The following is a 15284-nucleotide window of genomic DNA, read 5'->3' on the forward strand; positions in this document are numbered from 1 at the left end:
TTAAAAAAATAAGAAAGATTAAGTCTAGCTTAATGAATCTTAATGTCTTAATGGTTTAATTTTACTTTTTCAAAAGTCTTGCTTTCATTTTGCTGAAGAATTCTGGTGTTACACCAATGAAAGAAGCGATTTGTTTTTGAGGAACTTTGTGTACCAATGTTCCGTATTTTTTAGTGAATTTTTCGAAACGTTCTTCGGCAGGCAAGCTTAAATTGTCCATTAATCTTTGTTGATTAGCGACTAAAGAATTTTCAATTAGAATTCTAAAAAAGCGCTCCAGCTTCGGAATTTCAAGATACAATTGCTCTTGATTTTCTTTAGATAAAGAAACGACTTCTGCTTCTTCTAAAACTTCAATAAAAAGCTGTCCTGGTTTTTGCGAAAAATAACTGTACATATCGCTCATCCACCAGCCTTCGCAAGCAAAAGAAAGAACGTGTTCAACAATATTATCGTTGATATTGAAACTTCTTAAAATGCCTGAATTTACAAAATAGGAGTGTTTGCAAACTTCGCCAGCGTTTAATAAAAGCGTTTTGGCTTTATAAGTGTTTGTTTCTAATTTAGATAAAAAAAGTTCTTGTTCTTCTGGAGTGAGAGAAACGTGTTTAGCAATGTTTTCTAATATTAATGCCATTATTTTTTATCGTCAATTAAAGTGAATGAAGTAGCGATAAATCGGTTTCCTTTGATTTCTCCCGTAACAGAAGCTTTTCTGATGGCGTTGCAAAATCCATCTTTAGCATGAGCGTCGCCGTGTTCGTCAATTTTTGTTCCATCAACAAAATAGGATTTTCCATCAATACGAACGGCTAAATCACAACTTTCACCTTTCAGACCGAATTGGCATTCTCCACATGAAGCTTCAACGATGGTTGGATTGTTAAATTTCTTTTTGCTTTGCGCTTGTACTGCAATTCCAATAAAAAGGAATGTTGCTAATAATATATTTTTCATAGTTAAGAATTTACAGTTATTAATTTTGCCGTTTCTTTGGCGCGCTCTGTTACTTCTTTAATTGGCGTTGAAAGTGTATCGTGACTTAAAACAACTCCCATTCTTCGGTAAGGTCTGGAAGTTGGTTTTCCGAAAATTCTGAAATCAGTTTTTGGTAAAGCAGCTACTTTTTCAATTCCGGTAAAAGTTGGATTTGTAGAATCTTCTGATGCTAAAATTACGGCACTTGCCCCAGCTTTTTCTAAAGTGATTTCGAAAATTGGAAGACTTAAAATGGCTCTTAAATGCAATTCAAATTCGTTGAAATTTTGTGTTCCGGCCAAAGTTACCATTCCGGTATCATGCGGACGCGGAGAAAGTTCAGAGAAATAAACGCCTTCTTTAGTCAGGAAAAATTCAACACCAAAAAGTCCCGCGCCTCCAAGAGCTTCTGTAATTTTTTCGGCCATATCTTGAGCTTCGTATAAGTCTTTTTCAGAAACTAAAGCCGGCTGCCAGCTTTCCTGATAATCGCCACGTTCTTGTCTGTGTCCAATTGGAGCGCAAAACAAAGTTGGATTATTATTTTGAGTAATCGTCAAAAGTGTAATTTCAGAATGAAAATCTACAAAGGCTTCTACAATTACTTCGATTACATCACCACGCGAACCTGCAACGCCATATTGCCATGCTTTTTCTATATCACTTTCTGTTTTGATTGTTGATTGTCCTTTTCCTGATGAAGACATCAAAGGTTTTACAACGCATGGAATTCCAACTTCCTGAACGGCTTTTTGAAGTTCTTCGGCTGAGGTTGCGTATTGATATTTTGCCGTTTTTAAACCTAATTCTTTCGAAGCTAAATCACGGATTGCTTTACGATTCATGGTAAAGTTTGCCGCTTTCGCTGAAGGAACAACGGTGATTCCTTGTTTTTCGTAATCGTAAAAACGTTCGGTGCGAATGGCTTCTATTTCGGGAACGATAAAGTCAGGTTTATGTTTGGCTACGATTCGGTCAAGCGCTTCGCCGTCGAGCATATTAATGACTTCAAAACCGTGTGCGACTTGCATAGCTGGTGCATTTTCGTAACTGTCAACTGCAATTATGGTTTGTCCGATTCGTTGTGCGGCAATGACAAATTCTTTGCCTAATTCGCCTGAACCTAGGAGTAGTATTTTCATTTTGTTTGATTTAAAGTTTGGGTGTTTTGACTCACTTTTACAATTATTAAACTGCTTATGAAAGTTAGAATCATTAATACGAATGACAGAAATAAAATCATTAGTATTGAAAACAAAACTACATATGGAATTTGTGATTTTAATACAACAGATAGTCCATTAATAAATAATCCAATTATGTAAATTGTAAAAAGTGATAGTATGAATTTAGAACTTACTCCAAAAGAAAATTGAGAGCAAGCTTGAAAATAAGTTATTTGATTTAATGAATAGCTTAATTTTTTAGAGGTATTCCAAAAGAGGAAAACAATAAAAAATGGAAAAATGATTCCCCAAAATATTGGATTCCAAAAAAAGCCAAAATCACATATTTGTATACATAAGTCGATGAAAAGGCTTTTTGAAAAAATTAATAATGGAAAAAAAGCACACACAAAAAGTCCAGCAATGACTGCGTGTTTTTGTATGTTGCTTTTTGATTCCATTTAAAATTATTTTGAGAGTAAAGATAAATAAAATGAAATTTATTCTCACGCTGATTTTGGAGATTCGGCGGATTTTAGTTTGATTATTGTATTAATTAACCACACAGTTTGTCATTCCGAGGAACGAGGAATCTCCGCAAGTAGCTCGACAAAGATTGGCTTATTGGAACGGAGTTACTCGCGGAGATTCCTCGTTCCTCGGAATTGTAAAAGTCACTTATTTCGGTAACGGATTTATCATTTCGATTGGCTTTTTTCCATCAATTCCCTGATGTGGCCTTTCGTGATTATAGTAATATAAATATTGTAATAATTCTTCTTTTAGTTCTTCCAAAGAATCAAAATCAGTTTCTCTGAGCAGATCATCTTCAAGAGTTCGCCAGAAGCGTTCGACCTTCCCGTTTGTCTGTGGTCTATAAGGTTTTGTATGTCTGTGAACAATTCCCAATTCCATAAGCATTCTCTCAAAAGGATGGTTATATTTCTGCTGGCTGGTTTTGATTCCAAATTCAGGTCCATTGTCAGATAAAATCTCTTCAAATTTTATCTCATAATGATCGCTTAAGATGTTTAAGCATTTTAATGACGCAAACATAACCGTTAAACTAGTGATGTCTGGGATTAATTCTGCCCAGGCAATCCGGCTGTAGTCGTCAATTATACATACTAAGTACAATTTTCGATTTTCTCCTTTTATGATGCTTTTGCTTAAGTGATGACAATCAATATGACCAAGCTGTCCCATTCTTTCCTTGATTATTTTTTGATGATTCTTTTTAATCTTCGGAGTTAACCTGTTTATTTTATTACGCTTTAAAATATTATAAACTCCTGAATATGAAGGTGTGTTTTTTCCTAATTTTGGCTTTAAGATACTAACAATTTCATATTTGTTGTTTCCTTTTTCCCTTAATTCAATTACTTTTCGTTCTATAAATGGCAGAGGACGTCTTGTCTTGTATTTTGGACCACGCTTCTGAGGAAGCAGATCCAAAGACTTACCGCTCTGCTTATAACGGTTATAATACTTTAAGAAGCTTTTTCTGCAGGTGTCATTTGCCTTGTAAAAATCCATCGCCTTTTTATGCAACGGATGAGTCTTGTTTTTTACTTGCTCATATTCTTTTATTAAAAAACGATACTTCTCTAAATAGTTTCTCTCTAATGTTGAATCCTGACTGTTATTTCTCATCGCAACAAAATTTATTAAAGGTAAATTTTGTTACCGAAATATCTAACCTTTACAGGAATGACAAGATTGTGGGAGTATGAAATGAAATTGTAAACGTAAAAGTTCTTATAAAATCGTTTGCGTGAGGGATAGAAGTGGAAAGCCTACAGCCGTGAGTAACGAACAGGCGAGGACTTGTAGCGGATAGCCCGACCCGGAGGGACACGCCCAAAATAAAAAAGTTCACAAAGATTGGTTTAAAATCTTTGCGAACCTTGCGTATTCCTTTGCGCTCTTTGCGGTAAAAAAATGTTGCGGTTAAATAATATTAATGAAAATGATCTTCTTCAATCTCAAATTCAGCATCTTTTTCCCAGATTTCCATTTCACAGGGTTTACAGTTGAATTTTAATTTATATTCCAATTCTCCCTGTTTCAATACTAATGGTTCTTTTACCTTAACACCAACTATGTCTTTTTGATGTATTGGGCATTTTTTTAATTCGTATTTAATGCAATATTTAGTTGTCATTACACGAGATTTTCCTGGATCCCATTGTAATTCAAAAGCTTTTTCGATTTCGGTAACACCGTGACGTTCGTAGAATTTACGAGCTGTTTTGTTCGAAACGTTGTACATAAAATCCAGTTTCGTTTCTGGATACGGATGCGACGTTTTTACCAATTGATGTTCTTCACGAACGTAATTTGCCAAACGAATTTCTGATAATTGTTCGTAAACATTTCTTCGCATTTCGTTGATTTTTGAAATAGGAAGGAACCAGTTTTGAGAAAACATAATGTTGATTTCATCAGCTGTATAAGGCGTGAAACCTGTTTTTGCTAATTGCGTTTTAATGTTTTCTTCTATAGACTCGCCCGTTTTTGTTTGCTCTTTTGGATGTTCTAAGTTAACAGTACTTACATTTCCATCTTCATCGGTTGCGATTAATTGGAAACCAGTTTCCGTTTCAGTAAGCAATAAAGTGGTGCTTAATTTACGAACGGCACTATCTTCTCTTTCAACAATTTTGATGAAAGCAGCGTCGTTATTTCTATAAATGAAAGTTCCGTCTTTGATTTCTTTTAAAACGTTTGGATATACTTTTCCGTTTTCGGCTTTGTTTACGTAGATTCCGTCGGCTTCATTATTTTCGTTGATGAAACAAAGTCCGTCGCCGTTGTTTAATAATTCGCCGTTTTCGATTTCGTAAGCGTTTCCAACAGTTCGGATTAATTTTCCAATATATTGACCTTTTGATTTTGGGCTTTCCCAAGAACCAATAGAGCTGTGTCTTTCGTTTACGAAATAATCGGTGTAACCACGATTGAAAGTTCTGCTTAAAGTAGAATCAAAAGTATACGTACATTTTCCAGAAGAAGCTTTAGTGTATTTATCGCTTCCCTCTAAAAAGCTGTCTAATTTTTGACGTAAATAAGATACGTTATTTTTTACGTAAGCCACATCTTTTAAACGTCCTTCGATTTTAAAAGAAACAATTCCAGCTTCAATCAAATTCGGAATCTGATCTGAAACGTCTAAATCTTTAATCGAAAGTAAGTGACTGTTTCTGATTAAAGTTTCTCCGTTTCCGTCGATTAAGTTATAGGGTAAACGGCAGTTTTGTGCGCAAGAACCACGGTTCGCACTGCGTTCTCCGTTTGCCACACTCATATAACAGTTTCCGCTAAAAGAAACACATAATGCTCCAGTTACGAAAAACTCTAGCTCAACATCAGCGTGATCGTATATAGTTTTAATTTGATGCAGGTTTAATTCACGTGCTAAAACCACACGTTTGATACCAGCGTCTTTTAAGAATTTAATTTTGTCTGCATCACGATTATTAGCTTGTGTGCTGGCGTGAAGGACGATAGGAGGTAAGTCCATTTCCATAATCGCCATATCCTGAATAATTAGTGCATCTACACCAATATCATATAATTCCCAAATCATGGCGCGGCAAGTTTCTAATTCGTTATCATATAAAATAGTATTGATAACCACAAAAACCTGTGCGTTAAATAGGTGAGCGTATTTTACCAATTCAGCCACATCTTCGATTGAGTTGTTGGCATTTGAACGTGCGCCAAATTGCGGCGCACCAATATATACAGCATCGGCACCACTATTTATGGCTGCGATTCCTCCAATTAAATCTCTGGCAGGAGCTAATATTTCGATTTTCTTCTTCATTTCTAAAACTTTAGACTTTTGTGGTATTCCCGAAAAAAAGTGTGCAAAGGTCTAATAAATTATTCGAGTTTGCTAGTGATGAAGCGATTTTTTTGAATTTGTTAACTTAATATGGAATAATGATAAACGAGATTTTTAATCTAATGCAAAAGAATATCCTGCTGTAAATCCTCCAAAAGATTGCTGAGAAGTTAAGTTTCCATAAAAAGAAAATCCAATTTCTATATTATTTTTTGGGCCTACTGCAAGCCCAAAACCGATTGGAATATGTGCTACTACACCATTTTTTTTCTCATTAACATAGTTTGTATAGGTTTCAAAAGAGCCTATAGAAGCTCCAATACCTGTTTCTACAAAAGGAGCAACCCAAGGAATAGGAGCACAAAGACGAACTTTTGTTCCAAGAAAAAAAGCATTAGTTTCTACTTTGTAACCTTCTGGGTTTTTAATTTTATCTTCATCTGTTGAGGTAAAAATAGCTCCTGCGTATGGCCTTACGCTAAACCATTTCGTTATACCTACTACATATTCTCCTTGTGTATAAAAACCAAAGCCATCTATTACTTCTGGATTTTCTTCTTTATAATGTGATGTACTTGATCCAAAACCTATTGAAGCTTTGATAAATTTGCCCGTAGTTTGAGCTTTTGAATGAGATGAAAATAATACTGTAAAAACAATAGTAATAAAATAGCGTAGAGTTAAGGTCATAATTTTTGGTTTAGTTAAATGGTGCGGCGAATGTAAGATTTATTTTGAAACTTTATAATAAAAAAACCGCCCGATCCGAAGACCAAGACGGTTTTAAAAAAAGCATGAACCAATCGATTAGTTTGCTCTCATTTTAATTTGTGATAAAGTATTTTGAATACCATTTAGTTGTTTTGAAACAACGAAAACCTGACTGTGTTCAAGATGGTTTTCTTCGAGTGCCATTTTATATTTTTCAATTGCTGCCTCTTCACCTGTAATACAGGCATTGATAATGGCTTCAGTATCTCCTCCTGTGAAAGAAGATTTAATATCAATCCATGTTCTGTGTAGAGCTCCAAGCGGACCTCCGCCAGAAGTATCGGTTGATTTTCCGAGTTTATTGATTTCGTCCTGAAGTTCTACAATATACAAGGCTCTTTCGCGTGCATAGTCCAGAAAATCACTTTTCATCGCCAGATTGTCTACATGTTCGGCTGCATTGGTATATCCTAGTTTTCCATCTTCAAGAATTGAAATTAATCCTTCTAAAGTTTTAACCGTTTCTTGTGTGGTTTCATCTGTATGTATCATGACTTGATAGTTTTAAAATTAATACATTACAAAGTTGGCGATTTATAAAGTGTTATGTTTTACAGGATTGCAAATCTGATTTTATAATATTGTAGAATGGGAATTTTGAAACTTATGTTTTTTGTTCTCGCAGATTTAGGAGATCTAAGGGATTTTTTCTTTTGAAAATGAATTTTCTCGTTTTACGGTTTGCGTGAGGGATACGCCCAAAATAGCTTCATAAAAAAACAGCTTAAAGTATAAAAGTGATGAAACTTTTGAACCTTAAGCCGTTTTTAATAAAACTTAGAATATGTTTATGCAGTCAAAGCTTCTTTGATTCTGCGTAATGCTTCTTTTAAAATATCGTTGCTTGTTGCATAAGAGAAACGAATACAGTTTGGATTTCCGAAAGCGTCTCCGGTTACTGTTGCTACGTTTGCCTCAGCTAAGAGATACATAGAAACATCGTTTGCATCTTTAATTTCGTGCCCTTTTAAAGTTTTTCCGAAGAAAGAAGAAACGTCTGGGAATACATAGAATGCACCTTCTGGAACGTTGATTTTTACTCCCGGAATTTCTTTTAATAATCCAACCACTAAATCTCTACGACCGTGGAAAGCCTGAACCATTTCGTTTAATACTTTCGGATCTGCATCTACAGCTGTAATTGTAGCGCGTTGTGCTACAGAGTTTGCACCAGATGTTACTTGTCCCTGGATTTTTGTACACGCTTTTGCGATAAATTCAGGAGCTCCGATGTAACCAATTCTATATCCTGTCATGGCAAATGCTTTTGCAACTCCGTTTACAGTGATTGTTTTTTCTAACATTCCCGGAATTGAACCGATACTGCAGAAAGTTCCTGAGAAATTAATGTGCTCATAAATTTCATCAGCAACTACGTAAATATTTGGGTGTTTTTCTAAAACTTTTGCAAGCGCTGTTAATTCTTCTCTGCTGTAAACAGACCCAGATGGGTTACATGGAGAAGAAAACCACATCATTTTTGTTTTTGGCGTGATAGCAGCTTCTAATTGTTCTGGTGTAATTTTGAAATCTGTTTCTACAGAAGTTGGCACTTCAACCGGAACTCCGCCAGAAAGTTTTACGATTTCGAAATAAGAAACCCAGTATGGTGCCGGTAAAATAACTTCGTCACCGTCGTTTAACATTACTTGTGCAATGTTGTATAAAGATTGTTTTGCTCCTGTAGATACTACGATTTGAGATGGTTTGTACTCTAAATCATTGTCTCTTTTGAATTTTCTGCAGATAGCCTCTTTTAATTCTAAATAACCATCTACTGGAGAATACGTACTGTAATTTTCGTCGATTGCTTTCTTTGCAGCTTCTTTGATAAAGTCTGGTGTGTTGAAATCTGGTTCACCTAAACTTAAACTGATAATGTCTTTTCCTTGTGCTTTTAATTCTCTTGCCAAAGCGGCCATTGCTAATGTTTGCGAAGTTGCAAGGTTGTTGATTCTGTCCGAAAGAATATGATTCATTATAAAAATTTTGAATGTCCTTAATTTGCTGCGCCTATTAAGGAAGGTTAATTATTAATAGATTTTTTTTAGTTTTTTATGCTAATTCTGGCTTCATTCCCAATTCACGTAAATGCTTAAAGTGAGCAATAACGGCACTTCGCATTGTTTTATATTCATAATATGGTAAGTTGCACTCTTTTGCTGTTTCCTTTACGATTTGTGCAATTTTCCCATAATGAATGTGACTGATATTTGGAAAAATGTGATGTTCGATTTGATGATTTAATCCGCCTGTGTACCAGTTTACGATTGCGTTTTTTGGTGCAAAATTAGTTGTAGTGTACAATTGGTGAACGGCCCATGTATTGTCCATTTCTCCTAATTCGTTTGGAGAAGGATTTGTAGTGTGATCTACAACGTGTGCTAATTGAAATACAATACTTAAGATTAATCCGGCTGTATAATGCATTGCAAAAAATCCTATTAGAACTTTCCACCACGTAATTCCAATTAAAATTGGTAAAACAATCCAGATTGAAACATAGATCATTTTAGTAATGATTAATGTTGTCCAAAGAATTTTTGGATTTTTTGGTTCACCATAAGATAGTTTTCTTTTAAGGTAATTACGCATTTGCTTAAAATCGGTTGTTAAAGCCCAATTGAAAGTTAATAATCCGTATAAGAAAACAGAATAATAATGCTGAAAACGATGAAAACTATACCATTGAGCATGTTCTGTAAAACGAATAATTCTTCCTGCATCCAGATCTTCGTCATGTCCGGGAATATTGGTGTAAGTATGATGAAGTACATTATGTTGTACCTGCCAGTTGTAAACATTTCCGGCCAAAACATAAATTGTTCCGCCCATAAATTTATTGATCCAGCTTTTGTTTGAATACGAACCGTGATTTCCGTCGTGCATTACGTTCATTCCAACTCCGGCCATTCCAACTCCCATTACTACAGAAAGTAACAGCATTAGCCAAAAAGGCATATCAAGAGTAAGAATTAAAAAATAAGGAGTTAGAAAAACTGCAAATAGAATAACAGCTTTTAAGTGTAATTTCCAATTTCCGGTTTTCTGAATATTATTCTCCTTGAAGTAATTGTTTACCCGAGAATTAAGTGTTCTGAAAAACTTCAGATTGTCTTGCCTTGCAAAAGTTGGAGCGGTGTTATTCATAATTATTTTAAATAGATTTCAAAGGTAATTATTATAAATTTTCAATTTGCAAAATTGAGTTAAATATTTCAATCGTAAAGTAGTACTTTTGTTAAAAATTTACAGCAATGGATGAGATATTGAAATATTTTCCCAATTTGACGGAACTTCAAATAGAACAATTTCAAAAATTAGACTTTTTATACCACGATTGGAACGAGAAAATTAATGTTATTTCGCGTAAAGACATTGATTCATTATACACAAAACACATTTTACATTCGTTAGGAATTGCCAAAATCATGAAATTTGAACCCGGAGCAACAGTTTTGGATGTTGGAACAGGCGGTGGTTTTCCCGGAATTCCGCTTGCGATTCTTTTTCCTGAAACCCGTTTTTATTTAATTGATGTTATTGCCAAGAAGATAAAAGTGGTTCAGGGAGTTGTGGATGCATTAGAATTAAAAAATGTAAAAGCAGAACAAAAACGTGCAGAATTGGTAAAAGGAGATTTTGATTTTATAGTAAGCCGTGCCGTAACCAATATGCCTGATTTTGTTTCCTGGATTAAAGATAAAATCAAAAAACAGCATAAGCATACTTTAAAAAATGGAATTCTATATTTAAAAGGCGGAGATCTAGCCGAAGAATTAAAAGATTTTCCAAATGCGACTTTATACGATTTGGCAGAAATATTTGAGGATGAATTTTTTGAAACTAAAAAAGTGGTTCATCTTCCTTTAAAATTTAAACCTTAAACTGATATAAAATAAATAACCCGAAAAGAATTCTTTCCGGGTTATTTTTTGAATTAATAGTTTTTACTATTAAGATGCCTTTCTTGAGAAATCTAAAAAAGGATTTGCTTTTATATTTAAATTATCAATAAAGTTGTGAATGGCATTTTCTGATGCTTCTTTGCTGTAATTGAATTCAGAATCAAAGAAAAACTCACGAGAGATTACAGGCTCATTTGATGAATCATAAACAGCTTCATCTGTTTCATCCAATTCAGCATTTTTATAAGGACACGGATACAACTGAATTAACTTTTCTACAGTTTCTATAAACCATTTATCAAATTTTCTCTTTTTTGGAGTAATGTGACGAGCAAGTAAAGCTAATCCGATAATTTCGCTTTGTAAAAAGTATGAACCTTTTCTGTATCGTACATCAATCATTCTAACATTCATTAGGGCGATCCATAATGCTCCGTTTACCGAGCCGGCTGCCGATATTTCAAGATCGGTATCAAATAATAAAGGGTTTGTTTGTTCACGATTATTTATAGAACACCAAAGCGCTTCGATACGTTTTTGAATATCGTTTACTTCATGGCTGTAACCTGTAAAACGCCAATATACCCATTCTAAAAGTGCTGCAGTTAATCCCATTGAAGCTTTATGATTAATCTGCATTAAAGTTTTTTCTAAACTTTCTCCTTCTTCTAAAGGATCAAGAAGCTGATTAATTTTCTTTTTAGTCCATTTAAAATCGATGGGATGTCCAATACTTTTTGATTCCATTATTACATTAGGAACATTGTTTAAATTTCTCATATTTTTTAATTTGTTTATCCTGATTAATTTGTAATTATTTACAGGGACAAATTTAGAGTGATGTCTCTTTTTAGAGTGGAACAAGAAGTTTTTAAAATATCAAAATATGTTTTTTTGACAATGTATGTTGTTGATAATTAGATATATAAGAAAAGTACTACAATTTTTGTATAACGCATTGTGTATTAAATATGATGTGTCTTATTTGGTAATGTAAGTGGAAGATTAATAGAAGATTATCTTGCATTATATATATAGAATCAAAAAGCAAAATCCGTAAGTTTCATTTGAAACTTACGGATTTTTTATAATCTAAACTCTAAACTCAGATTAACCTAAAAACGGATATCTGTAATCTTCTGGAGTTACAAAAGTTTCTTTAATAGTTCTTGGAGAAGCCCAACGCAATAAGTTCAATGCAGAACCTGCTTTATCGTTAGTTCCAGAAGCTCTTGCTCCACCAAATGGCTGCATACCTACAACAGCTCCAGTTGGTTTGTCATTGATGTAGAAGTTGCCAGCAGAGTTTTGCAATTTAGTAGTCGCTACTTCAATAGCATAACGATCCTGGCTGAAAACTGCTCCAGTTAAAGCGTACTCAGAAGTAGTATCAACTAATTCTAAAGTCTCTTCCCATTTAGCATCTTCATAAACATAAAGAGTGATAACTGGTCCAAACAACTCAGTTTCCATTGTAGTATATTTTGGGTTTGTCGTTACAATAACCGTTGGCTCAATAAAGTAACCTTTAGATTTATCGTAATTACCACCAACGATAATTTCAGCGTCAGGATCTTTTTTAGCCTGGTCGATATAACTAGCTAATTTATCAAAAGAACCTTCGTGAATAACTGCCGTAATAAAGTTTCCGAAATCTTCCGGAGAACCCATTTTCATAGATTTCACGTCAGCAATTAATTGTTCTTTTACAGCTGGCCATAAACTTTGTGGGATATAAGCTCTCGAAGCAGCAGAACATTTTTGACCTTGGAATTCAAAAGCACCACGGGTAATTCCGGTAACTACTTGTTTTACGTTTGCGCTTGGGTGAGCGATGATAAAATCTTTTCCACCAGTTTCTCCAACGATTCTTGGATACGTTTTATAATTGTGGATATTTGCACCAATTTTAGCCCAGATATCTTTAAATACGTGAGTTGAACCTGTAAAGTGAACACCAGCAAAATCACGGCTTGCTAAAACAGTATCAGTAATCATTAAAGCATCTCCAAAAACTACGTTGATAACGCCGTCTGGAACTCCAGCTTCTTTGAAAACATCGATAATAATTTTTGCAGAAAATACCTGGCTGTCACTTGGTTTCCAAACCACAACGTTACCCATCATAGCAGCACTAGCAGGAAGGTTTGCAGCGATAGCAGTAAAGTTGAATGGAGTAATAGCGTAAACAAAACCTTCTAATGGTCTGTATTCTACACGGTTCCAAACAGAAGAATCTGATTTTGGCTGATCGTTGTAGATTTGAGTCATGAACTCAACATTGTATCTTAAGAAGTCGATTAATTCGCAAGAAGAATCGATTTCTGCCTGATGAATATTTTTAGATTGACCAATCATTGTTGCAGCGTTGATACGAGCTCTGTATGGTCCGGCGATAAGTTCAGCAGCTTTTAAGAAAATAGCAGCACGCTGTTCCCATGCCATGTTTGCCCATTTTTTTCTAGCTTCAAGCGCAGTAGCAATCGCTTTTTCGATATGTTGTTTTTCAGCTAAATGATACTTTCCAACTACATGTTGGTGATCATGAGGAGCTGTAATATTTCTTGTATTTCCAGTTTTGATTTCTTCACTTCCAATATATAAAGGAACATCGATCTGAGAGTTCCACATTGTAGTGTAAGCTGCCTGAACAGCTGCTTTTTCTGGTGAGTTCGGTGCGTAGCTTTTTACAGGCTCGTTTACCGCTTTTGGTACATGAAAAAATCCTTTAAGCATGTTATTTAAATTTGTGAATTAGACAATTTAAAGTTAGACGATTTGTTTTGTTACGAATAATCTAACGCTGCACAAAAGTACAAAGGATAAATTAATAAATTGACAATTTTATGATTAAGATAACGATAAAAGCTATAGATGTAGACTATATCTTAATTTAATGCAAAAGGAGCACACATTCTAAAAGTAGGTACAATTACTTTGAATGTTTTCGTTGTAGTAAAATTGATCATATTGAAATGACCTTTCATTGCGCCATAAGGAGACGATAATAAACAGCCTGAACTGTAAGTATGGTTTTCGCCAGGTTTTAAAACTGGTTTTTTGCCTATTACACCTTCACCATCTACAACTTCTAAATCATTTAGAGAATCAAAAATTTCCCAATGGCGAGAAGTTAATTGTACAGAATCTTTACTATGATTTTCGATCGTAACTACGTAGCTAAAAGCAAAATGAATCTTGTAGTTTTTGAAGTATGTACCTTCAAAACTAGTCAAAACAGATATTTTTATGCCTCGTGTAATTTGAGAAACCATACTAACGCCGTATATATGTGAGTGTTATAGAGGCAAAGCTACAAAAAAAAATCGTTTAATCTAAAACCTTAACATTGTTTTAATTGACTATATTGATAGAGTTTGCATTTCCTTTTCCGATTACACGCTGATAACGGTCTGTAGCTTCTTTGTAATACACCAAGATGGTGTACTCGTTTTCAGTCTGATAAAAGTTTCCGTCAATGGCATTTTCAAAATCAACAACTCCTTTTTTATCTGCAACTGTGTATTGAAAATTTGTAAAACCTTGCTTAATCATAATGGCTTTTTCAAAAACTCCTTTATCATTATTGTAGTCCATTTTATATTCTGGAGAAAGACTGTAGTTATTAAACATTCCAGAAATATAAATGTCTTTGTTCATTCTAAAAGCAGGAGCAGAGAGTGTAAAATAAACCCAAGCATAATCGGCTTCAATATCGTTGTTAGAACCGTTGATGTTCTTTACCACAAAGTTTCCGTTTACATCTTCATAATTCGTATAAATCTGATTTCCTCTTGCGGCGTTAGTGTACAGAAACGAATTGTAAATATCATTGTTAGAGCCTACTTTGGCTACATTATTACTGGCGGCTCTAATGTCTTTATTTTCAAAATATAAAAATTCGTTTCCACCCCAAAACTGGGTCTCTTTGTCATATTTATAAATCAGCTGGTTCCCAATTGTGTATTGAGGAACAATGTTCTTTATTTCGGTATGAAAGTTTCCGTTTTGCAGTAAAAGCACTTTTACATTTTGCAGCGGAGTTTGAAAAACAATATCATTAGACAGAATCGTAAATTCTATGTTCTGTTTGTAATCAATATTACTTAAGTTTCGGCTTCTTTTTACTAGTGCTCCAACAGTACAATGGTTTTCATATAAAATGAATTTTCTCGAGAAAACAACTTCTCGGTCTTCATTTAGAATTCGCAGCATATAATTCCCTGAAAGCTTCAATAATTGTGTAAACTGATTTGGAAAAGAAAGTCTATAATGTGTATAAACTTGCAGTGTATTAAACGAATTAGAAAAATCGGTAATCCTCTGATTATCCATTCCAAGAATATAGTCCGTTTTTGGAATTTGCGTTGGAATCCAATTATAATCGCAATGAATAACTTCAAAGTAATAATTGGCTTCATTGCCAAACAAATCATCAAATTGAAAGGTAAATGCTGAACCTAATTCGAAAATGGGCGGAACATTACTGCCATTCTGAATAAACGAAACGGTTTTAATATTATAAGGAGGATCTATTTCTTTCTCTTGAGCTTTCGCTAAAGTGAAAATAAAAAGAAAAATAAAGCTTGTAAATAAAAATTTCGGCATCTT

At 34.2% G+C, this 15284-nt stretch carries 14 protein-coding genes and 1 pseudogene; 2 read left to right on the forward strand and 13 right to left on the reverse strand.

Going from position 1 to position 15284, the window contains the following annotated elements:
• Nucleotides 1-61: 61 nt before the first annotated feature.
• The 3 genes and pseudogenes from ABDW27_RS15910 to purT all read right to left on the reverse strand — a co-directional run.
• Complete coding sequence (locus tag ABDW27_RS15910) at nucleotides 62-637, reverse strand: Crp/Fnr family transcriptional regulator (protein ID WP_179001464.1); 576 nt, start codon at nucleotides 635-637, stop codon at nucleotides 62-64.
• Nucleotides 637-957, reverse strand: a complete 321-nt coding sequence (locus ABDW27_RS15915; protein ID WP_343696797.1) for a DUF6370 family protein — start codon at nucleotides 955-957, stop codon at nucleotides 637-639. Before ABDW27_RS15915 ends, ABDW27_RS15910 begins: the two co-directional genes overlap by 1 nt.
• Nucleotides 958-959: 2 nt before the next feature.
• Nucleotides 960-2126: pseudogene (gene purT, locus ABDW27_RS15920) on the reverse strand (formate-dependent phosphoribosylglycinamide formyltransferase); the annotation flags it as partial.
• A gap of 51 nt (nucleotides 2127-2177) precedes the next feature.
• On the opposite strand from purT, the gene ABDW27_RS15925 reads away from it, so the two are divergent.
• Nucleotides 2178-2303, forward strand: a complete 126-nt coding sequence (locus tag ABDW27_RS15925) for a hypothetical protein (protein ID WP_343696798.1) — start codon at nucleotides 2178-2180, stop codon at nucleotides 2301-2303.
• A 519-nt stretch (nucleotides 2304-2822) separates the two neighbouring features.
• Here the strand turns inward: ABDW27_RS15925 and ABDW27_RS15930 are convergent.
• The 6 genes from ABDW27_RS15930 to ABDW27_RS15955 all read right to left on the reverse strand — a co-directional run bounded on the left by ABDW27_RS15930 (nucleotide 2823) and on the right by ABDW27_RS15955 (nucleotide 9915).
• On the reverse strand, nucleotides 2823-3797 hold the full coding sequence (locus ABDW27_RS15930; protein WP_343695512.1) for an integrase core domain-containing protein: 975 nt from the start codon (nucleotides 3795-3797) through the stop codon (nucleotides 2823-2825).
• 307 nt (nucleotides 3798-4104) lie between these two features.
• Entirely contained in the window at nucleotides 4105-5973 is a 1869-nt protein-coding gene (locus ABDW27_RS15935; RefSeq protein WP_343696799.1) for a U32 family peptidase, read from the reverse strand.
• Nucleotides 5974-6108: 135 nt separating this feature from the next.
• Nucleotides 6109-6684, reverse strand: coding sequence for a hypothetical protein (locus ABDW27_RS15940; RefSeq protein WP_343696800.1), 576 nt, complete (start codon nucleotides 6682-6684; stop codon nucleotides 6109-6111).
• 117 nt (nucleotides 6685-6801) lie between these two features.
• Complete coding sequence (locus ABDW27_RS15945; RefSeq protein WP_343696801.1) at nucleotides 6802-7257, reverse strand: PA2169 family four-helix-bundle protein; 456 nt, start codon at nucleotides 7255-7257, stop codon at nucleotides 6802-6804.
• A 296-nt stretch (nucleotides 7258-7553) separates the two neighbouring features.
• Nucleotides 7554-8744, reverse strand: a complete 1191-nt coding sequence (locus tag ABDW27_RS15950; protein ID WP_343696802.1) for a pyridoxal phosphate-dependent aminotransferase — start codon at nucleotides 8742-8744, stop codon at nucleotides 7554-7556.
• Nucleotides 8745-8820: 76 nt separating this feature from the next.
• Nucleotides 8821-9915: an acyl-CoA desaturase gene (locus ABDW27_RS15955; RefSeq protein ID WP_343696803.1), complete on the reverse strand. Its 1095-nt coding sequence runs from the start codon at nucleotides 9913-9915 to the stop codon at nucleotides 8821-8823.
• Between the two features lie 107 nt (nucleotides 9916-10022).
• Here ABDW27_RS15955 and rsmG point away from each other — a divergent pair, with 107 nt between their 5' ends.
• The gene (rsmG, locus tag ABDW27_RS15960) at nucleotides 10023-10652 is read left to right on the forward strand and encodes a 16S rRNA (guanine(527)-N(7))-methyltransferase RsmG (RefSeq protein ID WP_343696804.1); all 630 of its coding nucleotides are present in this window, start codon (nucleotides 10023-10025) and stop codon (nucleotides 10650-10652) included.
• Nucleotides 10653-10721: 69 nt separating this feature from the next.
• Here the strand turns inward: rsmG and ABDW27_RS15965 are convergent, their stop codons facing one another.
• The 4 genes from ABDW27_RS15965 to ABDW27_RS15980 all read right to left on the reverse strand — a co-directional run bounded on the left by ABDW27_RS15965 (nucleotide 10722) and on the right by ABDW27_RS15980 (nucleotide 15281).
• Nucleotides 10722-11453, reverse strand: a complete 732-nt coding sequence (locus ABDW27_RS15965) for a hypothetical protein (protein ID WP_343696805.1) — start codon at nucleotides 11451-11453, stop codon at nucleotides 10722-10724.
• 330 nt (nucleotides 11454-11783) lie between these two features.
• Nucleotides 11784-13409, reverse strand: a complete 1626-nt coding sequence (gene pruA, locus ABDW27_RS15970) for an L-glutamate gamma-semialdehyde dehydrogenase (RefSeq protein ID WP_343696806.1) — start codon at nucleotides 13407-13409, stop codon at nucleotides 11784-11786.
• A gap of 152 nt (nucleotides 13410-13561) precedes the next feature.
• Nucleotides 13562-13948 carry a Co2+/Mg2+ efflux protein ApaG gene (apaG, locus tag ABDW27_RS15975; RefSeq protein ID WP_008467225.1) on the reverse strand — a complete coding sequence of 129 codons (387 nt, stop codon included), beginning with the start codon at nucleotides 13946-13948 and terminating at the stop codon, nucleotides 13562-13564.
• 79 nt (nucleotides 13949-14027) lie between these two features.
• Nucleotides 14028-15281 (reverse strand): DUF5103 domain-containing protein, encoded by a 1254-nt coding sequence (locus ABDW27_RS15980; protein ID WP_343696807.1) that lies wholly within the window; start codon nucleotides 15279-15281, stop codon nucleotides 14028-14030.
• Nucleotides 15282-15284: the final 3 nt, after the last annotated feature.

The sequence above is a fragment of the Flavobacterium sp. genome (assembly GCF_039595935.1).
GTDB lineage: Bacteria > Bacteroidota > Bacteroidia > Flavobacteriales > Flavobacteriaceae > Flavobacterium.